The sequence below is a fragment of the Austwickia sp. TVS 96-490-7B genome, assembly GCF_019331795.1.
Taxonomy (GTDB): domain Bacteria; phylum Actinomycetota; class Actinomycetes; order Actinomycetales; family Dermatophilaceae; genus Austwickia.
The window spans coordinates 1-11,833 of the sequence record NZ_JAHPZL010000040.1 but is presented as its reverse complement, the minus strand read 5'-3'; the positions used below and the strand labels follow the sequence as shown (position 1 = coordinate 11,833).

The following is an 11,833-nucleotide window of genomic DNA, read 5'->3' as shown; positions in this document are numbered from 1 at the left end:
CGTCGCCTACCTCCTCAACGGCAGGCCCCGTCAAACCCTGGACTTCGACACCCCCACCGAACGCCTCGATAAACTACTCACCGAAGCAGGCGAGGCACTGACCGGATGAATCCGCCTTGTCACCCCAGTCGAGGGCGTCCCACTCGTCTTTTTCGGCATCGGAGAGTTGATCATAATGGATGCCGGTTCGCAAGAACTTCAATGGCACTGACACCGCGAGGGGCGGCACAAGGTACCCCTCCGCTACGGCCTCGTCGAGACTGTATGCGTCGGTGGGTACGCCGGCCTCTAGGTTGAATAAGCCGTAGGTATTGCGGTCGATTTCGTCTTTCGGAGTGGCAGTGAGCCCTACCAGCATTGCGTCGTACCAGTCAAAGATAGCTTTATATTTCGCATACACAGAGCGGTGCGCTTCATCGATGACGATGAGATCGAAAAATCCGGGCCCAAAACGCCGCGTTCCCGCAGCGTCAGTTTCGCCAATTAGTCCCATCATCGTCGGGTACGTCGAGACGTAAACGCGACCTTCACCGTTTTTTTCGGTGAGCAAGTTGACCGGTGATGAAGCTGAGAGGTGGGCTTTAAAAGCACCGACTGCCTGGGTGACGAGCGCCTGCCGGTCCGCGAGGAACAGGGCGCGTTTCACCCAGCCTTGCTTCATGAGTTGGTTGATGAGGGCAATGACAGTGCGGGTCTTTCCGGAGCCGGTGGCCATGACCAACAGTGCTTCGCGCCGTTTGGCTTCGAATGATTCGCCAACAGCCCTGATTGCACGGACCTGGTAGTGCCGTCCGGCGATGGCTTTGTCGATCACGGCGTCGCTCAGTGGTAGTCGTGTGCGGCGACGCTGGACCATCAGTTCGAGTTCGTCTTTGGTGAGGAACCCTGCGATACGGCGGGGAGGGTAGCCGGCGGCGTCGTCCCAGAGCCACCGATCATGACCGTTAGTGCAGAAGATGACTGGCCGCCGACCTGTCATGTTTTCCAGACAGTCGGCGTAGAGCTTGGCTTGTTGCTGCCCGACGAGTGCGTCACGCAGGGTGCGTTTCGCTTCGACAATGGCGAGGGGAAGCCCATCGTCGCCCCAAAGCACATAGTCGATGTATCCCTTCCCGGTATCTCCGGGCATGTCGATAACTGGGTATTCGCGGTCTCGCTGCTCGTCGAGGGTCCAGCCAGCTTCGGCGAGGTCAAGGTCAATGAATTGCAGCCGTGTCTCGGCTTCACTGACGTCGACGGTGAGGGCGCGCGGTTGCTTGGCAGCTTGCGCTGCGGCGACTGCGCTGCGTGCGGCGTCGAGTTCAGCTTGCAGAGTTTCGTTGTTGGCTTTGGCTTCAGCGAGGGCTGCGTCTTTGGCTTCGAACGTCGTGAGGAGTTTGTTGAGTTCGTCTGTGGTGAGGGGTGGTTGGCTACTGCTCTTTGTAGCGGGGGGGATGAGGGAGGCATCGTATGACGTCTCAGTGGGTACGACGTCCGGGGTTGCGGAATAGGTGTATGCGGCCCATTTGAGTACGTCGTGTAGGTGTCGCAGCGCTGTCAGAGCAGTTACGGCGGAGACGGCGCGGTCGTCGTGAACAGCGTTGTTGCCGAGGCGTCGGATGATGGTGGCTTTGGTGACAAAGTCGGGGCCGACAGCGCTTTGGAATCTGGAGTCGCCGAGACGCGCGTTGAGGTCGCTGCGGTAGGGCAGGGGTAAACGTTCTAGGTCGAAAATGCGGATGACGACCTGCTCTATCACGCGCCGGGCGTAAAAAACCGCGGAGCGTGGGTCGGTGGTTCCGTACGACTCAGCGCGCACGGCGTCGGCGCGTATTGTGTCCCATTCGTGGGGGACGAAGTCGAAGTTGCTGACTGTCATCGGTCGACATCCTTGGTCGAGTCGTAGGCCATGGGTGTTTCAAGTATCTCCAAGACTCGAGGGGCGAGCCAGTGCTCCCTGCCGCCTCTGCCATAGGAGCCAAGGCTTTCCAGCCAGCCCAATTCGACCGCTGCTCGGATGACGTGGCGGGCACCTTGATTCGTGAGGTCGATAGCGTTTTCGACCGATCGCACCGTGACATAGGGGTTGCGCACGATCATGTCAACGAGGCGCGGAAGGCTCGATTTGGGTCGGCTGGCGGCTTGGGCGCGGAGTTCCTCGCGTAGTTCGATCAAGGCGCGGGCGCGGGCCACGGCATCTCCGGCTTGTTCCTTGACTGCGCCGAGGAAGAAGTGGAGCCAGCCGTCGATGTTGCCGGTTTCACGCACGCCCTGCAGGTTGCGGTAGTAGTCATGCCGGTGCGTTTCGAAGTAGCTGGACAGGTAGAGGAGCGGATCGCTGAGTCGGCCCCTTGCCATGAGCTGAAGGTTGATGAGGAGACGGCCGATGCGACCGTTCCCGTCGAGGAACGGGTGGATCGTCTCGAACTGGTAGTGCATGAGAGCGGCTTGAATGAGGGCGGGGTAGGCGCGCCCGTCGTCGTTGACGAAATTCTCCCAGTCCGTGAGGAGCTCGGGGAGATGATCGGGCAGGGGCGGTACGAATGCGGCGGTCTCTGGGGTGGCGCCTGCCCCCCCGATCCAGACAGGTGATGCGCGAAATTCCCCTGGTCGCCGTTCCTCACCGCGTACGTCTCGCAACAGCTCCCTATGAACCTGAAGGATGAGCCGCTGGGTGATCGGGAGTTCTTTCAGTAGCTGATGCGCCAAGGAGGTGGCTTCGAGGTAGCGCTGGACTTCGACGACATCTTGTGTTTGTGGTTGATCGTCGAGTTCTGCCTGGAGTACTTCAGATAGGGATGCTTGGGTGCCCTCGATGCGGGTGCTTGCCAGCGCTTCCCGACGCAGGTAGGGCCCGATCAGCGCGCCTGGTTCTTGGATGAGAGTGCCGAGTCCTTGGAGCTGACCGAGGGCTGCGTCTGCGTCTGATAGCGCGGTCACCAATGGCGTGTTGAGCGGCAGATCGCGGGGGATGGGGCCAGGAAGGTAGTAGTCGAAAGACCACCGATTTCCTGGCTGTCGGGTCGGAGCACCAAACATGGTCGTGGCGAAGTCAGCAGCTCGCATGAGCTCAACATACAAGTAGATTGCCACTTTGCTTGGAAGTTCAGCCGCAGGGTCCAAGCTCACTTGGAGCGTGCAGATGAACTTCCAAGCAAAGTGGCGAGTTGCTTGGAAGTTCAGCGACTCGCTCCAACGTGGCTTGGAGCGTCACTCCTCGTCCGGTACGGCGAAACGCTGGGCCAGCCGTTGCAGCGTGAACTCCTGACGCAGCTTGCAGGCGCTGTTCTGGTTGGCGAAGAGGCCCTTCTCGGAGTAGGCCTGCTCGACCGGGAGGCTGGCGAGCCAGCGCACCGGTAGGACCCATTCGGCTACCTCGTCGCTCTCGACCTCACCGTCGGCGCCGTGCACATACGTGCCGGTCAACGGCAGCGACGCCAGTGCTACCTCGCGGCCGTCGACCGAGACGCGGGCCTCGTCGAAGCGCTGGGCTGGGCCGGTGACCTCCCCGATGCCGACATATCCGCGTTGCGGGACGTAGGCGTTGATCCGCGAGCCCTCGGGCACGTCGCGCAGTGTTCGGGTGTACCAGGCCCCTCCGCCCGCGGAGATGAACCCGTAGCGGCGACCGTCCTCCCAGACGCGTCCGTTCGGATACTCCCCGAAGCAGGCGAACCAGTCGCGTCCGTTCCACTCCGCGCTCTTGCTTTTCGTCGTTTTCCCGTATGACGTGCTGCCCGCGTCGCCGTCTCGGTCCTGGGCCAGCCAGGACCGAGCGAGGTAGCGCCGCCCGTCGTCCTCCAGGTAGGAGAAGAAGACGGCATTGACGGGCACCCCGAAGGTCCGCAGGTCAGGTGACGATCCGCTCCGACCCGGCGTCCAGGTCGGTGGCGACAATCGTGAGCTGCTGCTCAGTGTTGAGGTCGTCGGGCGACGACAGCCCTACGCTCCGACGAACTACCAGTTTTGCTACAACTGGTAGTTCACTGGCAGATCGGCTAGGTGGGCGGGCTGCCGACGCGGGTCACCAGGTCCGGCGCCGGCGACCAGGCGAAGCGACGGCCGGGCTTACCGCGCGTGAGCAGCCCTCGCTCGGCCAGGTCCATGAGGTCCTGCCGTGCGGTCTCGACGGAGACGCGGCGGCTGTTGCGATGCGACTGCACGGTGTAGAGGGCGCCGCGGGGTCTCCCCGTCGATGCGCCACATCCCCATCTCGACCGGCATGGCTCACAGCCCCCCCGAAAAAGCCCGCGCCTGCAGGGAGTCGCCGAGGCGACTTAGGGCACATTCCTGCTGGGCGAAGCGTTCTCGTTGCTGCCCAAGAGCCTTGGATCGTTCCGCAAAATCTGATTGAGTGGCTTTAGAAAGAACGGGAAGAATCAAGGAGCGCACATTGCTGGTTGAGATCGTGTTCAAGCCGCTGGTCGTTTTGCCGAACCGCGTGAAGTGCTCTCGACCGAGGCTTGAGTTAATGAGCGCCTCGAGCACAACAGGTAAGAATCGATCACCGGTAGCGCGGACGCGGATGAGGTGATTTTGATGGACCATATTCTCATGCTCGCCATCCCATCGGGCCGCTCGACCGACCTCGCTTGGATTACCGTGACCCTCCACAAGCAGCAAGTCATCCGGCTGTAATCTGACGCGATTGAGCTCCTGCTGCGTCACACGCAGCATTTTGATGTCGGACAAATCCACGTGGCCGCGCCCAATGTTTGCAACACGCAAGTATGGCACCGCGACGGGCAGAGCCGCTCTCTTACCACTGACTTGTAGTCCACCTTGAATGTCGGAGGCGTCACCGAGCGCCACCGACTCGTGGGAACCTTGCCGAAGGAGCCAGTCAGTTAAGCCGTTACTCAACCGGTTCAGGCCGAAGACGAACCGCTGGTTCAGGACACGCAAGCCCGCCGCGTGGTCGAGGATGGCGGCGATGCGGCGCTGCTCCTCGAGCGGCGGCAGCAGCAACCTCTGGCCATAAGCATCGTCCCGATTCAGTCCAGGCACGGCGGCGGCCCGATTCAGCTCGGTCAGGCGAAGACTGGGCAGAACGTGTCGCAGCCAGCGGAGATCCTGTTTCGTCGCCGTTCGGTCGATGTAGTACGTGGTGTCAATCGGCCAGCAAGGGATCTCGGAGTAATTGACCTCGCCGAAAGAGCCCTTGCGCCCAACGATGATCGTTGGCCCGCTCGTTACACAGCGGTCGTGATTGCCGACTTGGCCGTTGGACCCGAACACCGGATAAGCGCCGGGAACTCGGAGCGCGGCCGCTAAGGCTTTTCCGTACTTGAGCTCGCAGATTTCGCCGAGGGCAACGGTCGTCCAGCCGGGCTTCACTTGAGCATCGCCTTCAGGTCGACGAGGCCCTGACTGATCTCGGCCTCCAGCTTTTCCAAGTCGGCGATGATGTCGAGCGGGTCGCGGTGCTCGACCTCCTCGTGCACGACCTCCTTGTACCGGTTCAGCGACAGGTCATAGCCCTGCGCGACAATGTCGGCCTTCGGCACGCAGAAGCTCTGCTCGGTCCGGGCACGCCCCCGCTCCGACTCCTCCCGACGCCGCCGCCAGCGGGCCAGCACGTCGGGCAGGTTGTTCTTCTCATGCTCGCCCGCGGCCAACGGCGAATCCGGCGTACAGCCCAGTTTGTCCGCAGGAAGCAGCGGCGAGCGTTTATCGTCCAGGCTCCACCCGTCGGCCTGGATGTCGTAAAACCACACGTCGTCGGTGCCGCCCGAATCGGTGCGCGTGAAAAACAGGATGGCGGTGGATACCCCGGCGTACGGACGGAAAGCCCCCGACGGAAGCTTCACCACCGCATCCAACTTGTGCTCCTCCACGATCCTCTGCCGCAACGTCTTGTGCGCCTTGCTCGACCCGAAAAGCACCCCATCCGGCACGATGACCGCCGCCCGCCCACCCGGCTTCAGCAGGCGCAGAAACAGCGCCAAGAAGAGCAGCTCCGTCTTCTTAGTCTTCACGTCCTTCAACAGCACAGCCGATGTCGACTCATAGTCGAGACTACCGGCGAACGGCGGATTCGCTAGCACCAGCGAATAACGCCCCTCATCGGCAGCGGCCCCCTGCGACAAGCTGTCGCGATATCTAATATCGGGCGCCTCAATACCATGCAGCAACATGTTCATCGACCCGATGCGCAACATCACATTGTCGAAGTCATAGCCGTGAAACATCGACCGGTTGAAGTGATGCCGCTGAGCCTCATCAGTCATCACGCTCGGATGCGCGGTGCGTAGATACTCCGAAGCGGCAACCAAGAATCCCGCCGTACCACACGCCGGATCCACGATGTCATCTTTCGGCGTCGGCGCCGTCATCGCCACCATCAACTGGATGATGTGCCGCGGCGTGCGGAACTGGCCGTTCTGACCGGCCGAGGCGATCTTGCCCAACATGTATTCATAGATGTCGCCGTTAGTGTCGCGATCCACCATCGGCACGTCGTCAAGCATGTCCACGACCTTGGCCAGCAACGCCGGGGTGGGGATGGTGAAGCGGGCATCGCGCATGTGATCCGAATATGTCGACCCTTCGCTACCCAAACCACGCAGGAAGGGGAAAACCTTCTCGCCGACCACCTTAAACATGACAGCCGGTTCTTCGTTCTTGAAGCGCGACCAACGCAGATGCTCCTGACCAGGCAGGAAGGTGGGATTCACCACCGGTTCACCCAGACGGCGAGCCTTGTTTTCCTGGAGCGTCTGCAACTCGTCGAGTCGGCGCATAAAGAGCAGATACGTGATCTGCTCGATCACCTCAAGGGGGTTGCTGATACCCCCTGACCAGAAGGAGTCCCAAATGCGGTCGATCTTGCTGCGGAGCTCACCTGTGATCACTGCAACACAATACAACGAGCTCACAGGCCCTCTCCGCAGACCAGGTTGCTCCCAGACCGGCCCCCGCTGCTCCCCTACTCCCCCACCCCACGAAGGGCAGGCGCCACGACCACCCCGAGGCAGCCCGGCCCGAGATGGGTCGCTCCGACCAGGCCGATCGGGACCACCTGCACCGGCCCAGCCAACCGTGGGGCCCATCGCGCGCTCAACGCGTCCGCCAACGCCTGAGCCCGGTCAGCGGCGTCAACGTGCTGGACCGCGACGTGGACCTCCGCCGATCCCCCTGCGGCAGGATCAGCTAGCGGGCCGCTCTCCCCCACCAAGTCAACCAGTCGAGCTGCGGCCCGCGCCATCGTGCGTTGCTTCTCCACCGGCACCACCTGACCATCCACCAAAGCCAGCAACGGTTTCACGGCGAGCGCTGATCCGAGCAGTGCGGAGGCGGCGCCGATACGTCCGCCGCGGCGAAGGAAATCCAACGACGATACGCAGAAAAACACGCTGGCGCGAGATCCCACATCGCGAGCAGTGTGGGCGATGTCGTGGATGTCGCCGCCGGCAGCACGTTGGTGTGCGGCAGCGAGCACGGCGTATCCCAACCCCATGGCCATGGATCGGGAGTCGACGACGTGCACGGGGATCTGCGCGTCGCGGGCGGCGATCCGGGCGGCGTCGACGGTGCCGGAGAGCGTGGCGGACAGGTGGATCGACACGATGGCGGTGGCGCCACGTCGGGCGAGGTCGTCGTAGGTGCTGAGGAAGGCGTGGGGGCTGGGACGGGAGGTGCTGGCTTCGCCGGGGTGGGTCAAGGCGAGGCGTAGTTCCCCGGCGGGGTGGTCGACGCCTTCGACGTACACGTCGTGGTCGACCAGGACGGTCAGCGGGACGGTGGTGATGCCGTGGGTGGCGTTGGCGGTCGTGGGGAGGCAGGCGGTGGAGTCGGTGACGATGGCGATGCCGGTGGGGCCGAGCATGCCGTCGCGACCGTCCGGGTGGGCGGTCACGACGGCATGCTCTTCCATCGCTGGTCTCAGAGTCGGGTCGGCGTCAGCCAGCGACGATGTTGACCAGGTGGGGTGCTCGCACGATGACCTTGCGGACGGTGTGGCCTGCCAAGAACCCGGTGATGCGTTCGCTGGTGAGGGCGGCGGTCTCCAAGTCGGTGGCCGTGATGTCGGCAGGCACCTCGAGGCGGTCCCGGACTTTTCCTTGGACTTGGACGACGCAGGTCACCGTGTCTTGGGTCAGGTAGGTCGGGTCGGCTACTGGGAACGACGCGTGCGCTAAGGAGGTGTCGTGCCCGAGGGTTGACCACATTTCCTCAGCGATGTGCGGGGCGATGGGTGCGGTCATCAGCACTAACGCTTCCGCGGCTTCGGTGGGGACCGTCGGCAGTTTCGTCAAGGCGTTGGTGCATTCGATGAGTTTGGCGATGGCCGTGTTGAACCGCAGGTTTTCGTAGTCGGCGCGGACCCCGTCGATGGTGCGGTGCACAATCCGGCGGGTCGCGTCGTCGTACGGCGCGTCGGGGCGAGTGGCGCAGCTGCCGTCTTGTTCGTTGACAACCAAACGCCACAGGCGTTGCAGGAACCGTTGTGATCCGACGACGGCGCGGGTCTCCCACGGCCGGGACTGATCCAACGGGCCCATGCTCATCTCATACACCCGGAAGGTGTCGGCGCCGTACGCGTCATACATCTCGTCGGGAGTGGTGACATTCTTCAATGACTTGCCCATTTTCCCGTATTCGCGGGTCACGGGCTGTCCTTGCCAGCGGTAGGTGCTGTCACCGCTGCCGTCGGCGGCAGGGACTTCTTCGACCTCCGCGGCGGGGACGTATTGGCCGCGACTGTCAGTGAACGCGAACGCCTGGACATATCCCTGGTTGAACAACCGGCGGAAGGGTTCCTCGCTGCTGACATGCCCCAGGTCAAAGAGCACCTTGTGCCAGAACCTGCTGTAGAGCAGGTGCAGTACGGCGTGCTCAACGCCGCCGACATACAGGTCAACGCCACCAGGGTCGCTCGCCCCGACTGGCGCGCCTGACACTGGCTGGTCGCGCGGACCCATCCAGTACTGCTCGACCTGCGGGTCGACGAGGGCGTGCTGATTCGTCGGGTCCAAATAGCGCAGTTCATACCAGCAGGAACCTGCCCAGTTGGGCATGGTGTTGGTTTCCCGGCGGTACCGGCGTGGCCCATCACCCAGGTCCAACTCGACGTGGACCCAATCGGTGGCGCGCGACAGCGGTGGCTCAGGCGAACTCGTCGCGTCATCTGCGTCGAATGTTTTCGGGCTGTAGTCCGGCACTTCCGGCAACGCCACCGGCAGCATCGACTCCGGCAGGGCGTGCGCGTGCCCGTCCTCGTCGTACACGATGGGGAACGGCTCACCCCAATACCGTTGACGGCTGAACAGCCAGTCCCGCAGCCGATATGTCACCGTGCCGCAGCCCCACCCTTGCTCCTCCAGCCAGGAGATGATGCGTGCCTTCGCCTCGACCACGCCCAACCCGTCCAGGCTGACCTGATCATTGGCGCTATACACGGCCACACCGTCACCGGTGAAGGCGACACCATCAGCCACCGAACCAGCCCAGGCCGGATCGGCCGCGCCGTCCACCACCGGACTGATCACATCGACGATAGGCAGGTCAAACGCCCGCGCATACGCATAGTCCCGTTCGTCATGCGCTGGCACCGCCATGATCGCGCCGGTGCCATATCCCATCAACACGTAATCGGCGATGAACACCGGGATACGGTCACCATTCACCGGGTTCACCGCATACCCGCCGGTGAAAACACCCGTCTTGTCTTTGTCCTCAACCTGCCGTTCCACGTCGCTCTTACGAGACGCCGCCAACCGGTACGCCGCCACAGCCTCCGCGGGGGTGGCAGCGCCACCAGTCCACACCTGCGGGATGCCCTGCGGCCATCCCCCCTGCGGCACCAGCTCATCCACCAGCGGATGCTCCGGCGCCAACACCATGAACGTCGAACCAAACAAGGTGTCCGGGCGGGTGGTGAACACCTCCACCGGGACCTCCGCCCCTGAAGCAGCCTGGGCGGCGAACCGCACCCGCGCCCCCTGAGAACGCCCAATCCAGTTGCGCTGCATCAACTTCACTGGCTCCGGCCAGTCCAGCCGGTCCAGGTCATCGACGAGCCGGTCAGCGTACGCCGTGATCCGCATCATCCACTGCGACAGGTTGCGTTTGAACACCGGGAAGTTCCCGCGCTCGCTGCGACCGTCGTTGGTGACCTCTTCGTTGGACAGGACGGTGCCCAGGCCGGGACACCAGTTCACTGGTGCGGCAGAGACGTAGGCGAGGCGGCGCGCGTCTACGGCGTCGCGGCGCTCGTCAACGGTCAGGTCCGCCCAGGGCCGCCCGTCCGGGGTGGCGACTCGCCCGGCGGCGTACTCCTCGATCAACTCCGTGATCGGGCGAGCCCGGCCGGTGCCTTCACCACGACGGCGAGGCGCGCCCTCGTCGTACCAGCTGTTGTAAATCTGCAGGAAAATCCACTGCGTCCAGCGGTAGAAGTCCTCGTCGATGGTGGCGACGCCACGGCGGTCGTCATGGCCCAAGCCGAGGCGGCGCAGCTGCCGTTTCATCGTGGTGATGTTGGCTTCCGTGGTGACACGGGGGTGCTGTCCGGTCTGGACGGCGTACTGCTCAGCGGGCAGGCCAAAAGCGTCATATCCCAAGGTGTGCAGGACATTGTTGCCGATCATCCGCTGGTAGCGGGCAAAAACATCAGTCGCGATATACCCCAGAGGGTGGCCGACGTGCAGACCGGCACCGGAAGGGTAGGGGAACATGTCCATCACGAAGACCCGGTCACCGCCAGGGTTTTGCTCTGTTGCGGCGAGCGGGCCGGCCGGGTTGGGCGCGTGGAAGGTGTGCTGCTCCTCCCACACCTGCTGCCACGTCGTCTCGATGCGCCCGGCCAGGGCTGCGGTGTACCGGAAAGGTGTGTCATTCATCGTCTGGTCGATCCTCGCTCGGTCGTGCGGATGCCTCCGGCGCGTCTGCGCCCCGCCGGGGCGGCCGGTCTGCGCCACGGTCGCCGGGTCCACCGTCGGACATGACAAGACCCCCATCAGCGGGGGTCGGCCGCGTCGCTTCCCGGGTGGTCGACGCGGCTAGCTAAGGAGCAGTGCGCTACGCATGCCCCCAGGCTAGCGCAGTCTCAGCGGACGCTTCGAGCCGTGACTCGGTGGGGTGTTCAGCTGAGCGCCCCGATCACGATGGCCCCCTGGGCGAGGTGGTAGAGAGACAGCACGACCAGCCCGGCGTAAGGGCGGGGAGCGTGGAAGCGGTTCAACGCAAGCACGGTGTCAGAGACACCGAAGAGGATTGCACCGACCAGAAGCAGCGTCCGACCGCTGGCTCCTGCCGCCAGCACCATCATCGAGATGGCCGCGTAATACGCCAGGACCGCCCAGCCCCAGGTGACACCGCCGTGGCTGACAGCGCCCCGGCAGGCCAGTGGCAGCGATCTGAGCACCATCGGGACGACCACTGCCACAGCCACGACCAGCCCGATGATGCTGGTCCACCAGGGACGGTCATCGTGGTATCGAATCATCACAAAAGCGCAGCTGTAGACCAGCTGCGCCAGGAGAAAAACGCCCAGTCCAGCGAGGAATCCTCGGGGGCCGCTGTCTAGCAGCGCGATATCTCCGAAGAGACAGAGCACCAAGGCTGCGAGCAGCGCGATGCCTTCAGGGGTGTGCCACGCGTGCAAGGCAACGGCCACACCGAGCAACGCGATCAGGGTGCCAATCTTCGTGACTCTGAAGAGCAGGATCGGCCCTCGTTCTGTCGCATACCAGCACAGGCACGCTGACGTCCCATAGAGGGCTGCGGCGGCGATGGCTGGGGTCATGGTGCTCAGGACTTTACTGCGCCAACGGGTTTGATCGTGTCAGGCGCGGCCGAGGCAGCGGAGACCAGCTGAGATGGAGATACGGCGAGGGGCGTGACCCGGCAC

At 63.5% G+C, this 11,833-nt stretch carries 9 protein-coding genes; all 9 read right to left on the bottom strand.

Annotated elements, in window-relative coordinates:
• Positions 1-73 precede the first annotated feature (73 nt).
• The 9 genes from KEM60_RS15820 to KEM60_RS15780 all read right to left on the bottom strand — a co-directional run bounded on the left by KEM60_RS15820 (position 74) and on the right by KEM60_RS15780 (position 11,728).
• The gene (locus KEM60_RS15820) at positions 74-1,858 is read right to left on the bottom strand and encodes a DEAD/DEAH box helicase family protein (RefSeq protein WP_219232355.1); all 1,785 of its coding nucleotides are present in this window, start codon (positions 1,856-1,858) and stop codon (positions 74-76) included.
• Positions 1,855-3,045, bottom strand: a complete 1,191-nt coding sequence (locus KEM60_RS15815; protein WP_219232353.1) for a Fic family protein — start codon at positions 3,043-3,045, stop codon at positions 1,855-1,857. Before KEM60_RS15815 ends, KEM60_RS15820 begins: the two co-directional genes overlap by 4 nt.
• A 144-nt stretch (positions 3,046-3,189) precedes the next feature.
• Positions 3,190-3,813 (bottom strand): hypothetical protein, encoded by a 624-nt coding sequence (locus KEM60_RS15810; protein ID WP_219232351.1) that lies wholly within the window; start codon positions 3,811-3,813, stop codon positions 3,190-3,192.
• Between the two features lie 164 nt (positions 3,814-3,977).
• A complete protein-coding gene (locus KEM60_RS17065) occupies positions 3,978-4,142 on the bottom strand; it encodes a DeoR family transcriptional regulator (RefSeq protein ID WP_219232349.1) in 165 nt (54 codons plus the stop codon).
• 64 nt (positions 4,143-4,206) lie between these two features.
• Entirely contained in the window at positions 4,207-5,316 is a 1,110-nt protein-coding gene (locus KEM60_RS15800) for a restriction endonuclease subunit S (RefSeq protein ID WP_219232347.1), read from the bottom strand.
• Complete coding sequence (locus KEM60_RS15795) at positions 5,313-6,833, bottom strand: class I SAM-dependent DNA methyltransferase (RefSeq protein WP_219232345.1); 1,521 nt, start codon at positions 6,831-6,833, stop codon at positions 5,313-5,315. Before KEM60_RS15795 ends, KEM60_RS15800 begins: the two co-directional genes overlap by 4 nt.
• Before the next feature lie 74 nt (positions 6,834-6,907).
• Positions 6,908-7,837 carry a DegV family protein gene (locus KEM60_RS15790; protein ID WP_255574738.1) on the bottom strand — a complete coding sequence of 310 codons (930 nt, stop codon included), beginning with the start codon at positions 7,835-7,837 and terminating at the stop codon, positions 6,908-6,910.
• A gap of 43 nt (positions 7,838-7,880) precedes the next feature.
• Complete coding sequence (gene leuS, locus KEM60_RS15785) at positions 7,881-10,823, bottom strand: leucine--tRNA ligase (protein ID WP_219232343.1); 2,943 nt, start codon at positions 10,821-10,823, stop codon at positions 7,881-7,883.
• A gap of 242 nt (positions 10,824-11,065) precedes the next feature.
• Entirely contained in the window at positions 11,066-11,728 is a 663-nt protein-coding gene (locus KEM60_RS15780) for a lysoplasmalogenase (RefSeq protein WP_219232341.1), read from the bottom strand.
• Between the last annotated feature and the right edge of the window lie 105 nt (positions 11,729-11,833).

Bases quoted from the DNA above. Each gene is read 5' to 3' on its own strand.
- leuS (WP_219232343.1), bottom strand. From the start codon at position 10,823: ATGAATGACACACCTTTCCGGTACACCGCAGCCCTGGCCGGGCGCATC.
- KEM60_RS15820 (WP_219232355.1), bottom strand. From the start codon at position 1,858: ATGACAGTCAGCAACTTCGACTTCGTCCCCCACGAATGGGACACAATA.
- KEM60_RS15780 (WP_219232341.1), bottom strand. From the start codon at position 11,728: ATGACCCCAGCCATCGCCGCCGCAGCCCTCTATGGGACGTCAGCGTGC.
- KEM60_RS15815 (WP_219232353.1), bottom strand. From the start codon at position 3,045: ATGCGAGCTGCTGACTTCGCCACGACCATGTTTGGTGCTCCGACCCGA.